Below are 15661 nucleotides of genomic sequence, written 5' to 3'. Positions count from 1 at the left end.
ACAGTGACACAACCGGCCTTGCGCAAAATCATCCCCATCGTTCCGGCGAGCGAGCCGGCAGGCGGATCCCTGTACGAGGCGCAAAAAAAGATCTACCCGCGCTCGGTCAGCGGACGTTTCGCGCGCTGGCGCTGGGTTTTTGTGGCCCTGACCCAGCTGGTGTTTTACGGCCTGCCGTGGCTGCAGTGGGGGCAGCGCCAGGCGGTGCTCTTCGACCTGGAGGCCAGGCGCTTTTACCTTTTCGGCTATGTGCTGTACCCGCAGGACTTCATCTACCTGACCGGCCTGCTGGTGGCCAGCGCCTTGTCGCTGTTCCTGTTCACGGCGGTGGCGGGCCGCCTGTGGTGCGGTTTTGCCTGCCCGCAGACGGTGTACACGGAAATTTTCCTCTGGATAGAACGCAAGGTGGAGGGCGACCGCACGGCCAGGCTGCGCCTGGACGGCGCGCCGTTTTCGCTGGAAAAGCTGGTCAAGAAATGGTTCAAGCACATCCTCTGGATAGGCGTGGCCATGTGGACCGGTTTCACCTTTGTCGCCTACTTCGTGCCGGCGCGCGAGCTGATCCTGCAGTTCCTGCAGACAAAAATGGGCGGCTGGGAAATCTTCTGGGTGCTGTTCTACGGCTTTGCCACCTACGGCAATGCCGGCTTTTTGCGCGAGCAGGTGTGCAAATACATGTGCCCCTATGCGCGCTTCCAGAGCGCGATGTTCGACAAGGACACGTTGATCGTGAGCTATGACCCTGCGCGCGGCGAGCCGCGCGGGGCGCGCTCGCGCCATGCCGACATCGCGGCCTTGTCCCTGGGCGCCTGCGTCGATTGCACGCTGTGCGTGCAGGTCTGCCCGACCGGCATAGACATACGCGAGGGCCTGCAGTACGAATGCATAGGCTGCGCGGCCTGCGTGGACGTGTGCGACGGCGTGATGGACAAGATGGGCTATGCGCGCGGCCTGATCCGCTTTACCACCCAGAACGCGCTGGCCGGGAAGTGGACCGCGTCCCACATGCTGCGCCGCGTGCTGCGCCCGCGTGTGCTGGTTTACACCGCGCTGCTGGGCGTGCTGTGCCTGGCGCTGCTGTGGAGCCTGGTGGCGCGCATGCCGCTGAAGGTGGACGTGGTGCGCGACCGCGCGGCGCTCTCGCGCATCGCGGCCGGCGGAAAGCTGGAAAACGTCTACCGCCTGCAGATCATGAACGCCACGGAGCAGCCCCAGCGCTACCGCATCGCGGCAGCCGGGCTTGAAGGCCTGGCGGTGGCTTCGGAAGCCGAGGTCAGGGTCGGCCCCACGGAATCGCGCTGGGTGGCGGTGCGGCTGCAGATTCCCTATGGCTCGGCCGGGGCCGGCTCGCACCCCATCGTGTTCCGCGTTGCCGATGAAAACGGGCGCGCCCATGTCGAAGAAAAATCCGTGTTCCTTGTTCCGCGATGAAGCGCGATGAAAGGCCTTTTATGAATACCCTTCCCACCCAAGCCGCCCCCTGGTGGAAACACGGCCATGTCTGGCTGGTGGTTTCCGGGCCTGCAGCCGTGGTCGTGGCCGGCGTCGTGACGGCTTTCCTGGCCGTCAAATACCCCGATGCCGTCATAGGCGGGCAGGAGCCGGCACGGGCCTCACGCAGCAGCGGCCCGCCGCAGGCCAGGGCCTTGGCACCGGCCCTGGAAGGGCGCAACCACGCTGCCACGCCCGACAAGGCCGCGCGGCCCTGAGTGCCCCCGCAGTCCCGCAATCCCGCAAAAAGGAGGCCATGTGATGTCAGCCAACAAGATACTGGGGATTGCCTGGCCGGCTTTCCTGGCGGCCTGCCTGCTGGAGCTGCTGCTGTTCGGCCTGTTTGACCCCCAGGAGATGCTCAGGGATGGGCAGCCGGCCGGGCTTTCGCGGCTGGCTTTCCAGACCGCCGTGTTTTTTGTGTTCTGGTTGGCCTGCGCGGCCTCCAGCGCGCTGAGTGTGCTGCTGACCGGGCCCGCGCCGGATGCGGGAGCGGCGGCTTCACGCCGGACGCGGGCGGATCCCGCGCACGCGGTGGATGAGGACTGAAGCCGGCGCGGGGCAGGGCGGTAAGATCGGGCTCCCACTCCCGAATCGCGCCATGTCCCAATTCCCCCATGTAGGCGATGCACTGCCCAAACGCCGGCGCTCCACGGCCATTGTGCTGGCCGTATTGGCAACCCTGACGCTGCTGGCCGCCGTCCACCTGGTATCCAGCCCGCACTCGCTGCCGGGCCTGCCGCTGGTCGCGGCGCTGGCCGCCGCCACTTGCGGCCTGGCCTGGCTGGTGGCCGGGCGCGACGCGGCGCGCGACCAGGCGGGCAAACAGGCGCTTGAAGGCGCGGACGCCCGGCTGGCGGGCCTGCTGGACTCGGCCATGGACGCCATCATCACCGTGGACAGCGAGCAGAACGTGATCCTCTACAACAAGGCCGCTGAAAAAATCTTCGGCTGGCCCACGCGCGAGATGCTGGGCCAGCCGCTCACGCGTTTGATCCCGCGGCGCCACCAGGGCGCGCACGGCGGGCAGGTCCGGCGTTTCGGCCAGACCGGCACGACCTCGCGGCGCATGGGGGACGGCACGGTGCTGTACGGGCTCAGGGCCGGCGGCGAGGAATTCCCGCTGGAGGCTTCGATCTCGCAGCTGGACACCGCGCAGGGCAAGCTTTACACCGTGATCCTGCGCGACGTGACCGAGCGCGTGCGCGCCGCCGAGGAGCTGAGCGCTTTTGCCTCGGCGGCCCACGCCATCCGGGAAAGCGAAAAAACCCGCATCGCACGCGAACTGCATGACGAGCTCGCGCAGTCGCTGACGGCAATCAAGATGGACGCCACCTGGGTCCGGGAAGCCATGCCCCGCGATTCGGACGCCGTGCGGGCCAAGCTCGACGACATGCTGGGCCTGCTGGACACCACCGTGGCCGCCACGCGCCGCATCGCCTCGGACCTGCGGCCGCTGCTGCTGGACGACCTGGGCCTGGTGCCGGCCATCGAGTGGCTGACCCACAATTTCAGCCAGCGCCACGGTGTGCCGTGCAAGCTCTCGCTGGATGAGGACGTGGAGCTCGGCGAGCCCTATGCCACGGCGGTGTTCCGCATCGTGCAGGAATCGTTGGTGAATGTGGCCAAGCACGCGGGCGCATCGCGGGTCGACGTGCGCATAACGAGGACGGGCGCGGCCGTGGTCCTCGAGGCGGCCGATGACGGCGCCGGCTTCGCGCTGGACGCGCCGCGCAAGGCCAGCTCGCTGGGCCTGATGGGCCTGCGCGAGCGGGCGCGGCTGCTGCAGGGGACGGTGGAGATTGACACGGCGCCGGGCCGCGGCACCCGCATACGGGTGCTCATCCCGGTGCCCGAGACGGCCGATGCCGCAGAGACAGGAGATATCACGTGATCAGGATTGTGATGGCCGACGACCACGCCATCGTGCGCGAAGGCCTCAAGCGCATCGTGTCGTCGATTGAAGGCATGGAAGTCATAGGCGAAGCCGGCAACGGCACGGAAGTCATGCAGCGCGTGCGCGAGCTGGCCTTCGACGTGCTGGTGCTGGACCTGTCCATGCCCGGGCGCAGCGGCATGGAGCTGATCAAGCTGGTACGCGCCGAAAAGCCGCAGCTGCGCATCCTGGTGCTGAGCATGCACCAGGAGCTGCAGTACGCGGTGCGCGCCATCAAGAACGGCGCCAGCGGCTACCTGACCAAGGAAAGCGCGCCGGCCCAGCTGGAGCAGGCGATACGCAAGGTGGCCTCGGGCGGGGCCTTCATCAGCGCCGAGGTGGCCGAGCAACTGGCGCTGGGCGCCATGCCCGGCAGCGAGGCGGTGCCGCACGAAAGCCTGTCCAACCGCGAGTTCGAGGTGCTGCAGCTGCTGGTGGCCGGCGTTTCGCTGACGGACATCGGGACCAGGCTGAACCTCTCGGTCAAGACCGTCAGCACCCACAAAACCAACCTCATGCAAAAAATGGGGCTGCAAAACCAGAACGATCTGATCCGCTACGCCATCAAGCACGGCCTGGCCGAGCCCTGAGGGGGATTGGCAGGATTTCACCCCATCAGTTTGCGGTGATCTTTCGCTCGCGCACGATGGCGCCCCACTTGGTATCTTCCTTTCGCATGAAGTCGGTGAACTGGGCGCGGGTAGTCGGCTGCGGCGTCAGGCCGTGCTTGTTAAGGGCCTCCTTCACACCGGGGTCGGCCAACACCTTGACGATGGCCTGGTTCCAGCGCTCAAGAATGGCCACGGACGTCTTGCCGGGTGCCAGGAAGGCGTACCAGTTAAGAGCCTCGAACCCGGGGTAGCCCGATTCGGCCACCGTCGGGATGTTGGGCATGTAGGCAGGGCGGGTGAGGCCGGTGGTAGCCAACGGGATCAGCTTGCCGGCTTCGACGTGCGGCATCGCGGTGGGCGGTGCCGAAAAATACGAGGCGACGCGTTCGCCCAGTAGATCCTGCAGGGCCGGAGCGCCGCCTTTGTACGGGACGTGCACCATGTCAATACCGGCGCGCTGGTTAAATAGCTCTCCGGCCAGGTGTGAAGCCGAGCCGGCGCCGGTAGAGGCGAAGTCGATGCTGCCGGGCTTCTTTTTGGCCAGCGCAACGAATTCGGCCAGGGTCTTCACGCCCAGGCCCTTGTGCACCACCAGCATATTAGGGAAGTTCACCCCGCCAGAGATCGCGGCCAGGTCCTTGAAGGGGTCGTAGCTGACCTTCATGACATGAGGTGCAATGGTCAGTGGTCCGACGGAGCCGAACAACAGCATCGATCCGTCGGTGGGTCCGTTGGCCACATACTGGTGGGCGATGTTTCCGCCGGCACCGGCCTTGTTGTCCACGATCACTGTCTGGCCGATGTCCTCGCCAAGTTTCTTCGCGATCAGGCGCGCCGCGGCATCGGCTGCCCCGCCAGGGGCAAAACCCACCACAAGCGTGATGGATTTCCTGGGGGGAAAGTCTTGAGCCGGTACATGGCCGGTTGCGCAGAGCGCAGCCACCGCCATCGTGGTAGTGCGCAGAAATATTCGTTTGTTCATGCTGTGTCTCCTTGGGGTGCTTGTGTCTTGTGGTTCTCAGTCGGCGCCAAGGCCAATCGGATTGGGAAGGCGTTTTTCGACCGCATGGCGCAGCAGCGCGGCGCTGCGGAAGATGCCGTGGCCGAACTTGCCGTAGGGCAGGGTGGCGAACAGGGCCATGACAGCGCCCAGGTGCAGGCACAGCAGCAAGGCCAGGGCGGGTGTGCCGCGCCCTAGCCACAGGGCCAGGCCGCTGGCGCTGGTGAGGAACAGCAGGGCGATGAAGCCCAGGTCCATCGGTTTTTGCGCCAGGTCGCCGTGCATGGGATGGCGCTTGCGGTTCAAGCGCCACAGGCCGGCGCTGCCGAGCACCAGGCTGATGCCGCCGGCCACGCCGAGCAGCTTGGGCAGGCTGGGCAGGGCGTAGGGTGCCACCCAGCCGAAGGCGTAGTGGTAGAGCGTGGCGACGCTGGTGGCGGCAAAGCACAGCATGAAGCCGTAGAAGGTGAGGTGATGAAAGCGCCGGCGCGACAGCGTGTAGGCATCGTCTTCGTTGTGGCAGCCGTCGCCGTGGCCGCCGTCTAGGTATTTGAGGCGCAGCACCGCATCGGCGGCTTCGGCGGCGGCGGGCGCGTTCAGCGGCGCGCCGCTGGTGGCGGGCGTGATGTCGCGCCAGAAGCGCCGCACGCCCATGGCCAGCGCCAATGTGGCAAACAGGAACACGGGGGCGAACAGGCTCACCAGCAGCTTGTGTGGAAACACACTGTAGAAGGTGTCGCCTGGCGCGGCGCCCCACAGGCTGCCCTTCATCGCCACGGCCATGACCAGGAACAGCACCAGCGCTGCGGCCAGGGCCAGTGACAGCGTGAGCCCGTTGCGCTGGTAGAGCACGCCGAGTGCGGGCGGCCAGGCGTAGTCCACATAGGTTTGGCCGCGCACCTGCGCCATGGCCCGGGGCACGTTCACGGCAAACTCATGCGGCGGCGCGTATTGGCAGGCATGCAGGCAGGCGCCGCAGTTGTGGCAGAGGTTCGCCAAAAAGTGGATGTCGGCCTGGCCGAATTCGAGCCGTCGGGTCATGGCCGGGAACACGGCGCAGAAGCCCTCGCAATAGCGGCAGGCGTTGCAGATCTGCATCTGCCGGCCGACCTCGGTCTCGGCGGTGGAAAGAATGGGAATGACACGGCGCGGGCCGTCCGCGAGCGAAACGGCCTCGCGTGCCAGGGCCTCAATCGTTTGCATGCTGGGAGTCTTTCTGCTTCAGGGCGGTGGCTGCGGCCTGGGTGCCCGCGATGCGGCCGAAGGCGGTGCCGATGCTCATGCCGACACCGGCGGTGTAGCCTTTGCCGAGCACGTTGCCGGCCATCATTTCGCCAGCCACGAAGAGGTTGGGACTGGGCCGGCCGCCGAAGCGCACGGCGGCGGTGTCGTCCACCTTCAGGCCCAGGTAGGTGAAGGTGATACCGGGGCGCAGCGGGTAGGCGTGGAAGGGCGCGGTGTCAATGGGCCGGGCCCAGTGGGTCTTGGCGGGTGCCAGGCCTTCGGTGCGGCAGTCGTCCAGCGCGGTGTGGTCGAAGCGGCCGACGCGGCAGGCGGCGTTGTAGTCGGCAATGGTGCGCAGGAAGCCGGGCTCGTCCAGGCCGAGCTGCCGCGCCAGCCCTTGCAGCGTGTCGGCGGTGGTGCCGGGAAACACCGGCGGCATGAAGCGGCCCACGGCCTTCTGGTCGATGATGGAATAGGCCACCTGGGCGGGCTGCTGGGCCACCAGCCGGCCCCAGATGGCGTAACGCTTGGGCCAGAAGTCCTCGCCCTCGTCGTAGAAGCGCCGGGCCTCGCGGTTGACCACCACGCCCAGCGACACACAGTCGATGCGGGTGCAGATACCGCCGTCAAAGAGCGGGGCGCGGGCGTCGATAGCCACCATGTGGCCCTGCGAGGGGTCGCCGATGGCGTCGGCACCGGCCTTGATCATCTGCTTGAGCAGCACGCCCTGGTTGAAGCGGGTGCCGCGGATCAGGAAGTTGTCGGCCGGCCATTCGCCGCGCTCGTTCTGGCCCCAGGCCTCGCGCAGCCAGGCGCGGTTGGACTCGAAGCCGCCGGCGGCGAGCACGCAGCTTTTGGCGGTGATGCGTTCGCCGGCCTCGGTGTGTACCGCGGTGAAGCGCTCGCCGTCGAGCTCCACCGAAGCCACCGGCATCTCGTAGCGGATTTGCACGCCCAGCCGTTCGGCGCTGCGGTAATAGGCGTTCACCAGCGCCTTGCCGCCGCCCATGAAGAATGCGTTGGTGCGCGCTACATGCAGTGCCCCTGAGAGCGGCGGCTGGAAGTGCACCCCGTGGCGGCGCATCCAGTCGCGGCAGTTCGACGAGGCGCGGATGACGAGCCGGGCCAGGTGTTCGTCGGTCAGGCCGCCGGTCACCTTCTGCAGGTCCTGCCAGTATTCTTCCTCGGTGTAGGCTTCCACCAGCACGTCCTGCGGCGCGTCGTGCATGCAGCGCAGGTTGCGCGTGTGCTGCGAATTGCCGCCGCGCCAGGCCTTGGGCGCGGCTTCGAGAAGCAGCACGCTGGCGCCGGCCTCACGCGCCATCAGCGCGGCGCAGAGTGCGGCATTGCCGCCACCTACGACCAGTACATCGACCTGCTCATCGCTCACTTCTTGTCTCCTTGTGGGTCAGGAGACTTTAGGCAGGCGGCCCTTTCTGCGAAAGGCCGGATCGGGCAACAGGTGTTCAGTTTTCGAGAAGGCTTGCGCCGGCCCAGCGGCCTTCGCGCACCAAGGTGCGCGCTGTGTCGGCCATCACCACCCGCGTGGCCAGCGCGGCTGGCGACAGTTCGTCGTCCGACAGGCTGACCAGCAGGTTGCGCCGGCTCACATGCGCGTCGGTGATCTGGCTGCTGAGCACGTCCTTCGTTGACTGCCGCGCAACGGCGGCGCCCGGCTGGATGGTGGCACCCAGGCCGGCCCGGACGGCATCCATCAGCAGCGCCAGGCCGTCGATCTCGGCCACCACGTCGGGCTCGATGCGCGCACGGGCAAAGGCGGCGGTGAGGGTGGCGCGCAGGCCGTGGCCGGCGCTGGGCATGATCAGCGGCACGTCGGCGAGCTGGGCCAGCCGCACCTTGAGGCCGCAAGGGCGCTGAACCAAACCGGCGGCGGCCAGGACGAACAGCTTTTCGTCGAGCAGGGGCTCGATGCTCCAGCGGCGCGGCGTGGTGGGCTCGAACAGCACCGCCAGATCGAGTTGGCGCGCCTGCAGCATGCTGGCCAGGTGGCCCGACAGCGACTCCACCAGGTGCAGCCGTACATCCGGGTAACGCGCGCGCATGGCCTGCATCAGCGGCAGGCCGAGCACCGAGGCCGTGGTCGGCGCCAGGCCCACGCTCACATGGCCCGAAAGGCGCGCCTGCTGGGCCGCGCGCACCGCCTCTTCCGCGTGGCGCAGCGTGAGCTGGGCCTGCTGCAAGAAGGCCACGCCCGCGTCGGTGGGACTCACACCGGTACTGCCACGCTGAAGCAATCGGGTGCTGAGCTCGCTCTCCAAACGGCTTATCTGCTGACTCAGCGCAGATGTCACCACGCCGAGTTCGATGGCTGCCCGGCCCATGCTGCGCAGTTCGCAGACTTTCACGAAATAACGGAGTTGGCGGAGTTCCATAAGGGTCCAGGAGTGAATGACGCTATCGTATTCCCGTTCACCTGCCGGTGAACTCCTGCCGGCGCTCCCAAGGGCCGGCGATGAAATAGCGCCGTGTTGACCAGGGTCAACACGGCCCAGGGCGCGGCTGCCTACAGTCGGGGTATTGAAACTCTGAGCCTGGGGGTGTTCCATGAGCGATGAACTCAAACAGCTGCTGGTCCATGCCGATGCGTCGCCGCAATTCGCGCAGCGCCTTGAATTTGCCGGCCGGCTTGCCGCCATGCACGGCGCAGGCATCACGGCGCTGTATGCCTCGCCCTCAGCGTCGGAGGCGCTTCCGGTCGCCTCCGGCATTCCCGGCCTGGCCGTGAAGCGCGAAAACGTGCAGGACACCGAACTGGCGCGGGCACGTTCGGTGTTTGAGCAACTCAAACCCGCGGGATTGCGGGCCACCTGGGCGGAAGTCCATGAGTTTCCACTGGCCCCGGCTTTCGCGCAGCGGGCGCTGTATGCCGACCTGCTGGTGCTGGGCCAGCACGGCCCGGGCGAGGGCTGGTCCACGCTGATGCCCGCGGATTTCCCCGAAACCGTGATCGCCCTGAGCGGGCGGCCGGCGCTGGTGCTGCCTTATACCTCGGCCAGGCCCGGCTTGCCCGGCAAGGTGGTGATCGCCTGGAAGCCCAGCCCGGAGGCCGCGCGCGCCGTGGCGGCGGCGCTGCCCCTGCTGCGCAAGGCCGGCTCGGTGCATGTGCTGAGCTGGGGCGACGAGGTGCCAGCGGCCGCCGCTGAAAGCCCGAATATCGTCTCCTACCTGCAGGCCCACGGCGTGCAGGCCCAATGGCAGCAAGAAACGGTTGAGCCCGAAAACCTGGGCGAGCTGCTGCTGTCGCGCGCCTTCGACCTGCAGGCGGACTTGCTGGTGATGGGCTGTTACGGCCATACCCGCGCCCATGAGTGGGTGCTGGGCGGTGCGTCCCGCACCGTGCTCAAGGGCATGACGCTGCCGGTGCTGATGGCCCACTAGGAAAATTCCGAGCCGGGCTCGGAGGGCCGGCGCCGGCAAACCGGCTTTATCCGAGCCGGGCTTTCAGCAAAGCCCGATGTCCTGAACGCGCCGCCTGCGCGACAGTAGGGGCATGCAAGACAGCACTTCCCCCATCCGGGTTTTCCTGGCCGACGACTCCGCGCTGAGCCGCAGCCGGGTGGCCGCGATGCTGCTCAACCAGGGCATGGAAATCGCGGGGCAGGCCGATACGCCGGAACTGGCGGTTTCCGGCATCCTGGCAGCCCGGCCCGACGTGGTGGTGCTCGACGTGCAGTTCGAGAGGGGCACGGGCATGCAGGTGCTGCAGGCCGTGCTCAAGGCCATGCCGGGCATGCCCTTCATCGTCCTGAGCAACCACGCCGAGCCGGCCTACCGCGCACGCTACCTGGCCGCCGGCGCCGCCCGCTTTCTGGACAAGCACACAGAGTTCTATGCGCTCGCAGGCCAGGTGAAAGCCGTGGCCGGGCTTGCCGCGCAACCCGTTTCTTCCCTTTAATCCAAGGAGTCATCATGTCCTTAGCCTGTTCATCCGCCAGTGACGCTTCAGCTGCCGCCATTCCGCCACTGACGACCCACTGCTCGAACTGCAACCTGCGCGACCTGTGCCTGCCCTGCGGCATGCAACCCGCCGACGTGGGCGGACTGGACGAGCTCCATTTCAGCCGCACCAAGGTCAAGGCGGGGCAGGCGCTCTACCATGAGGGTCAGTCCTTCCGCAATATTTACGCGGTGCGCATGGGCACCTTCAAATCCAGCCTGACCTTGGCCGACGGCCGCGAGCAGGTCAGCGGCTTCCAGATGGCCGGTGAACTGATGGGCCTGGACGGCATCGCCAACGGCGCCTATGCCAGCAATTCCACCGCGCTCGAGGACACCGAGGTCTGCACCATTCCCTACGAACAGATCAGCGGCCTGGCCGCGGCCAGCGCCAGCATGCAGCAGGCCGTGAGCCGCCTCATGAGCCGCGAAATCGTCAGGGAACACAGCCTGATGATGCTGCTGGGCAGCATGAATGCCGAGGAGAGGCTGGCCGCCTTTTTGCTGAACCTGTCGCAGCGGCTCAAGCTGCGCGGCTACTCGGCCAGCGAGTTCCACCTGCGCATGTCGCGCGCCGAAATCGGCAGCTACCTGGGCATGAAGCTGGAGACCGTGAGCCGTACCTTCTCGGCCTTCCAGCAGCAAGGCATCCTCGAAGTCGACAAGCGCCACATCCGCATCCTCGATGCCGAGGCGCTCAAGCGCATCTTCGAAACACGGGTTCACTAAGAACCTGCTCACGGCCTAAACGGGGCCGCGCAAGCACCTTGTCGGGATGGATGCGCGGCACGGCGTACTGCTCATAACGCAGCTACGGGCCAGCGCCGCAACGCCAAAGACCGCCCGACAAGGCGCTCGCCCTTCGGGTTGGCGTGAAATCGGGCGATTGAACCACCCGAGCCCTTGCATGGGCGTCAGCCCATGCTGCGTGCCCAGGCGGCCCACTCATCCCGATTGCACACCAACGCGACCCCGTTTAGGCCGCGAACAGGTTCTAACCTGCTTAAAGAAAGTTCGTGGCTGGCTGCGAGGTCGGCCTGCCGGAAAAATCCGTCCACTGCCGCCGCTCGAAGTCATAGAGCTTGCAGCGGCGCGCCGTGCTGAAGTACCAGCGCCAGGAAAACGGCTGCACCACGATGTGGCCCGGCAGCTTTTCCTCCAGCACGGCCTGGGCCCGCTTGAGGCGGTACAACGGCACACCCATGTCCACGTGGTGGGCGGTGTGCTCCATGATGTGGTGCAGCGCCGCGCCGAAAAAACCGTTGAAGCGCAGGTGCACGGTGGTCGAAACAAAGGGGTTGGCGGCCGACCAGTCCTTTTTGTTGTCGTACCAGGCGATGCGGGTGTGCGTGTGGTGCACATAGACCACAAACCCCATCAAGGCCTTCCACACCAGCAGCGGCAGCAAGAAGCCGACGGCGAGCAGCCAGGCGGTGGATTGGCCGGTGGCCGGCGCAGCAATCACCAGGCCCGCGACCCAGGCCGCGGCGACGGCGCTGACCAGCAGGCTGTCGGCGACAAAAATGCCGCGCCGGGTGGGCATCACGGCCTTGGACGGAAAGTAAAGCCGCTTCCACCAGATCTCCACCGCGTAGTACAGCCAGGGTGCCCAGCCGCTGCGGTAGGCGCGCTCCAGCCATTGTTTCCAGGCGGGCATGCGCTCATAGGCCTCAAGCGTTGCGGGCTGCCAGACGAAGTCAAAACCGCTGAGGTTGGTGTAGCCGTGGTGCACGACGTTGTGTCCCACGTCCCACAGGCTGTAGGGCGTGAGCGAGGGCAGGAACAGCAGCCGGCCCAGCCAGCGGTTGAGCCTGCGGTGCGGCGTGAAGCTCTGGTGGCAGGCGTCGTGGCCCAGGATAAACAGCCTGGCGATCATGAAGCCGGCCGCCAGGCCCATGAGCACTTGCAGTACAGGGTGGCGCGCGAGCACCGCGCCGGCCATGCAGGCGGCGAACAGGGCCAGGTCCGCCACGGACAGCGCCAGGGCGATGCCGGTGTTTTTGGCCGAGATGGGGGCCAGCCAGGAACGCAGGATTTTTCGGTGGGGAAGGGGAGCTGCGAGGGGCGCTGAGAGGGTTTGGGTGGTGGGCATGAGGGATGAAGGTGTGGCGCCGGGGGCATTGGGCCACGGGCAATGGGGAAGTCCGCAGCTTAGAGGGCCCTCCCTGCCCGCGCTTTGACGCAGGTCAAGCCCCCTCCATAGCGCCTGCGCGCGGCGCCGGCGCAGACCATGAACTCCGTTGATCCACATCAATGCAAGTGCGGCGCGCCGGCGGCACAGTGGAGGCCTCACCTTTCAACCTAGAAACCGCAGTTGACCGCTTGCAAACCTCTCGAGGGCCTCATGAATACTGACTTTTTCCTCTTCGTTAACGGTACCTGTCTGGATACCAGCGCTATGCGCCCGATTGCGCCGCGCAGGCCGCGCCATGCAGCGTTGCTCCGCCTTGTGGGCAATAGCCCACAGCGTTGTCGCGCCTTGCCTGGCACGCCCTGCGCAGCACACTCAGACGCATCCAACTGCCGTTTCTAGGTTGAAGCATCCCATGTCCGCTGTATTACCCCAGGCCCTCAAGCGCTTTGATATCTCGGGCCCGCGCTACACCTCCTTCCCCACGGCGGACCGCTTTGTCGAGGCCTTCAGCGCCGCCGACCACGGCCGCGCGCTGGACGACAGGCGCTCGCGGGCCGACGCCTCGGCCGCGCCGCTGTCGCTCTATGTGCACATCCCGTTTTGCGAATCGCTGTGCTACTACTGCGCCTGCAACAAGATCATCACCAAACAGCATGCGCGCTCGGCTGCCTACCTGGGCTACCTGGAGCGCGAAGTCGCGCTGTACACGGCGCGCCTGGGTACCGGCCAGGCCGTCAGCCAGTTGCACCTGGGCGGCGGCACGCCGACCTTTTTCTCCGACGACGAACTGGCCCAGTTGATGGACATGCTCAGGCGCAATTTCGACATCGTGGCCGGCGCGGAGATGTCCATCGAGGTGGACCCGCGCACCGTGGACAAGGCCCGGCTGGCCGCCCTGGCCGCCCTGGGTTTTAACCGCCTGAGCTTCGGCGTGCAGGATTTTGACCCCGACGTGCAGAAAGCCGTGCACCGGGTCCAGCCCGCGGAGCAGGTGTTCGCGCTGGTGGCCGAGGCGCGCGCGCTCGGTTTTGAGTCCATCAATGTGGACCTGATCTACGGCCTGCCGCGGCAGACGCAGACCTCGTTTGCGCGCACCATGGGCCAGATTCAAGAACTCAGGCCGGACCGCATCGCGCTCTACGCCTATGCGCACCTGCCGGAGCGCTTCAAGCCGCAGCGCCACATCCCGGTGACGCTGCTGCCGGCGGCCGAGGACAAGGCCGCCATGCTGGCCGAGGCCATGGCGCGTTTGCAGGGCGCGGGCTACCAGTACATCGGCATGGACCATTTCGCGCTGGCCGGCGACGCCCTGGCCGTGGCCGGCCGCGAGGGCCGGCTGCACCGCAACTTCCAGGGCTACAGCACCCAGCCCGACCGCGACCTTGTGGGCCTGGGCGTGTCGGCCATAGGCGCGGTAGGTGCTACTTACAGCCAGAACGCCAAGACCATGGAGGAGTATTGCGACCTGCTGGACCAGGGGCGTTTCCCGGTCACGCGCGGCCTGGCGCTGAGCCGGGACGACCTGGCGCGGCGCGCGGTGATCATGGCCATCATGTGCCAGGGCCAGGTGTGGTTCGAGTCGGTAGAGCTCGCCTGGATGCTGGACTTCAAGCGCTATTTCGCCGCCGAACTCGAGCGCCTGCGCGAACTGGAGGGCGCCGGCCTGGTCGTGCTGTCGGACAGCGGCATTCGCGTCACGCCCGAAGGCCGCTTCGTCCTGAGGGCGGTGGCCATGGTGTTCGACCGCTACCTGCAGTCCGACCTCAACCGCAGCCGCTTCTCGCGCATTATTTAGGCGCCCATGAGCTACGCGCTTGCCACCACCGCCTTGCTGATGGGCCTGGCCGGCGGGCCGCATTGCGCCGTGATGTGCGGCGCGGCCTGCGGCGGTTTGCGGCGCATGGACCCAAACCGGCGGCCGCCCTCGCCGCTGCTGTTCCAGGCCGGGCGGCTTGTGGGCTATTCCACCGCGGGCGCGGCCGCCGCCGCGGCGGTGCAAAGCCTGGCCTGGATGGCGGAACACGCCGCCGCGTTCAAGCCGGTATGGATGCTGTTTCACCTGGCCGTGCTGGGCTGGGGCCTGGTCCTGGTGGTCAATGCCAGCCAGCCGGCCTGGGCGGACCGGGCAGGGCGCTCTGCCTGGTCCCGGGTGGGCGCGGTGGCCGCATCGCGGGGCGGGATGTTTTCGGTGGGCATGCTCTGGGCTTTGATGCCTTGCAGCCTGCTGTATTCGGCGCTGCTGGTGGCCTCGCTGGGCGGCGGGCCGCTGCAGGGCGCGCTCGCCATGGCGGCTTTTGCGCTGGGCAGCGGCGTTTCCTTGCTGCTGGCGCCGCGCATGCTCGCCGGGTTAAGGGTGGCCGGCAACCGCCTGGGTGGGCAGCTCGGCGTGCGCGCGGGCGGCGGCGTGCTAGTGCTGGCCGCCCTATTTGGTTTGTGGGGCGACATGACACACCGCATCGCCCAGTGGTGCGGCCTGGCCTGAAGCGCCTCTAAAACATAAGCCTTGCGACGGGTTTGACAAATCAATAACCACTTGGTTATGATTTGGCCATGCAAGCCCTCGCGAATGAAGTCTTCAAAGCCCTGGCCGATCCGACACGCCGGGCGATCTTTGAACGCCTGGCGCGCGACGGGGAGCAGACCGTGCGCGCCCTGACCGACCGCGCCGGGGTGTCGCAGCCCGCGGTGTCCAAACACCTGCGCGTGCTCAAACAGGCAAAGCTGGTGAACGACAGGCAGCAGGGCCGCGAGACGCATTACAGCGCCCAGCCGCTGGCACTCGCGCCGCTGCGCGACTGGGTGAGCACCTATGGCGCGTTCTGGAACGAACGCTTTGATGACCTTGAATCACTGTTAAAAAGGATGGACCAATGACCCAAGCCCAAGCCATTACCGAAACCCGCTCCGTTGTTGTCGAGCGCGAGATTCCCCACTCGCCCGCAAAGATCTGGCGCGCGCTCACGCAGCCGCACCTGATCGCCGAATGGCTCATGAAAAACGACTTCCAGCCTGTTGTGGGCCGCGGCTTCAAGCTCAGCGCCGACTGGGGTTCCGTCGACTGCGAAGTGAAAACCGTCGAAGCCGTGAAAACCCTGTCCTATACCTGGGCGGCCTACGGCCTTGAAAGCGTGGTCACCTGGACGCTCACGCCCACGGGCACAGGCACGCGTTTGCGCATGGAGCAGGCCGGTTTCCGCACCGACCAGGAACAAGCCTACCAGGGCGCGAAACACGGCTGGCAGCAGTTCTTCGGCCAGCTGGAGCAGGTGCTGGCGCGGGCGGATTGACGCCCGCATGCTTCGCAAGAA

17 protein-coding genes are annotated in these 15661 nt (G+C 66.8%); 12 read left to right on the top strand and 5 right to left on the bottom strand.

Going from position 1 to position 15661, the window contains the following annotated elements; genetic code table 11:
- Positions 1-3: 3 nt before the first annotated feature.
- From ccoG to ACEN9P_RS23470, 5 genes are read left to right on the top strand one after another with little or no spacing between them, the layout of a single operon-like run.
- Positions 4-1431 (top strand): cytochrome c oxidase accessory protein CcoG, encoded by a 1428-nt coding sequence (gene ccoG / locus ACEN9P_RS23490; protein ID WP_495620634.1) that lies wholly within the window; start codon positions 4-6, stop codon positions 1429-1431.
- Between the two features lie 20 nt (positions 1432-1451).
- Entirely contained in the window at positions 1452-1709 is a 258-nt protein-coding gene (locus tag ACEN9P_RS23485; RefSeq protein WP_495620633.1) for a nitrogen fixation protein FixH, read from the top strand.
- Between the two features lie 43 nt (positions 1710-1752).
- A complete protein-coding gene (locus tag ACEN9P_RS23480; RefSeq protein WP_495620632.1) occupies positions 1753-2040 on the top strand; it encodes a hypothetical protein in 288 nt (95 codons plus the stop codon).
- Positions 2041-2092: 52 nt separating this feature from the next.
- Entirely contained in the window at positions 2093-3385 is a 1293-nt protein-coding gene (locus ACEN9P_RS23475; RefSeq protein WP_495620631.1) for a PAS domain-containing sensor histidine kinase, read from the top strand.
- Positions 3382-4017 carry a response regulator gene (locus ACEN9P_RS23470; RefSeq protein WP_495620630.1) on the top strand — a complete coding sequence of 212 codons (636 nt, stop codon included), beginning with the start codon at positions 3382-3384 and terminating at the stop codon, positions 4015-4017. Before ACEN9P_RS23475 ends, ACEN9P_RS23470 begins: the two co-directional genes overlap by 4 nt.
- Positions 4018-4042: 25 nt before the next feature.
- Here the strand turns inward: ACEN9P_RS23470 and ACEN9P_RS23465 are convergent, their stop codons facing one another.
- The 4 genes from ACEN9P_RS23465 to ACEN9P_RS23450 all read right to left on the bottom strand — a co-directional run bounded on the left by ACEN9P_RS23465 (position 4043) and on the right by ACEN9P_RS23450 (position 8655).
- Complete coding sequence (locus ACEN9P_RS23465) at positions 4043-4987, bottom strand: Bug family tripartite tricarboxylate transporter substrate binding protein (protein ID WP_495622225.1); 945 nt, start codon at positions 4985-4987, stop codon at positions 4043-4045.
- A 69-nt stretch (positions 4988-5056) separates the two neighbouring features.
- The gene (tcuB, locus tag ACEN9P_RS23460; RefSeq protein ID WP_495620629.1) at positions 5057-6241 is read right to left on the bottom strand and encodes a tricarballylate utilization 4Fe-4S protein TcuB; all 1185 of its coding nucleotides are present in this window, start codon (positions 6239-6241) and stop codon (positions 5057-5059) included.
- Complete coding sequence (tcuA, locus tag ACEN9P_RS23455; protein WP_495622224.1) at positions 6228-7586, bottom strand: FAD-dependent tricarballylate dehydrogenase TcuA; 1359 nt, start codon at positions 7584-7586, stop codon at positions 6228-6230. Before tcuA ends, tcuB begins: the two co-directional genes overlap by 14 nt.
- A gap of 142 nt (positions 7587-7728) precedes the next feature.
- On the bottom strand, positions 7729-8655 hold the full coding sequence (locus tag ACEN9P_RS23450) for a LysR family transcriptional regulator (protein WP_495620628.1): 927 nt from the start codon (positions 8653-8655) through the stop codon (positions 7729-7731).
- A gap of 172 nt (positions 8656-8827) precedes the next feature.
- Between ACEN9P_RS23450 and ACEN9P_RS23445 the strand changes: the two genes are divergently transcribed.
- The 3 genes from ACEN9P_RS23445 (at position 8828) to ACEN9P_RS23435 (ending at position 10948) form a co-directional block, all read left to right on the top strand.
- Positions 8828-9661: a universal stress protein gene (locus ACEN9P_RS23445; protein ID WP_495620627.1), complete on the top strand. Its 834-nt coding sequence runs from the start codon at positions 8828-8830 to the stop codon at positions 9659-9661.
- A 112-nt stretch (positions 9662-9773) separates the two neighbouring features.
- Positions 9774-10178: a response regulator gene (locus ACEN9P_RS23440; RefSeq protein ID WP_495620626.1), complete on the top strand. Its 405-nt coding sequence runs from the start codon at positions 9774-9776 to the stop codon at positions 10176-10178.
- A 14-nt stretch (positions 10179-10192) separates the two neighbouring features.
- Positions 10193-10948: a helix-turn-helix domain-containing protein gene (locus tag ACEN9P_RS23435; protein WP_495620625.1), complete on the top strand. Its 756-nt coding sequence runs from the start codon at positions 10193-10195 to the stop codon at positions 10946-10948.
- Positions 10949-11222: 274 nt separating this feature from the next.
- On the opposite strand, the gene ACEN9P_RS23430 is transcribed toward ACEN9P_RS23435, so the two are convergent.
- Entirely contained in the window at positions 11223-12311 is a 1089-nt protein-coding gene (locus ACEN9P_RS23430; RefSeq protein WP_495620624.1) for a fatty acid desaturase, read from the bottom strand.
- Between the two features lie 454 nt (positions 12312-12765).
- On the opposite strand from ACEN9P_RS23430, the gene hemN reads away from it, so the two are divergent.
- The 4 genes from hemN to ACEN9P_RS23410 all read left to right on the top strand — a co-directional run bounded on the left by hemN (position 12766) and on the right by ACEN9P_RS23410 (position 15640).
- The gene (gene hemN / locus ACEN9P_RS23425; RefSeq protein ID WP_495620623.1) at positions 12766-14148 is read left to right on the top strand and encodes an oxygen-independent coproporphyrinogen III oxidase; all 1383 of its coding nucleotides are present in this window, start codon (positions 12766-12768) and stop codon (positions 14146-14148) included.
- A gap of 6 nt (positions 14149-14154) precedes the next feature.
- Positions 14155-14835, top strand: a complete 681-nt coding sequence (locus ACEN9P_RS23420; RefSeq protein ID WP_495620622.1) for a sulfite exporter TauE/SafE family protein — start codon at positions 14155-14157, stop codon at positions 14833-14835.
- A gap of 68 nt (positions 14836-14903) precedes the next feature.
- Complete coding sequence (locus tag ACEN9P_RS23415) at positions 14904-15227, top strand: ArsR/SmtB family transcription factor (protein WP_074575104.1); 324 nt, start codon at positions 14904-14906, stop codon at positions 15225-15227.
- Complete coding sequence (locus tag ACEN9P_RS23410) at positions 15224-15640, top strand: SRPBCC family protein (protein ID WP_495620621.1); 417 nt, start codon at positions 15224-15226, stop codon at positions 15638-15640. The genes ACEN9P_RS23415 and ACEN9P_RS23410 overlap by 4 nt, the downstream gene beginning before the upstream one ends.
- Positions 15641-15661 lie beyond the last annotated feature (21 nt).

Source organism: Polaromonas sp. Polasp52 (genome assembly GCF_059491565.1).
This window is presented reverse-complemented; position numbering and strand designations above follow the sequence as displayed.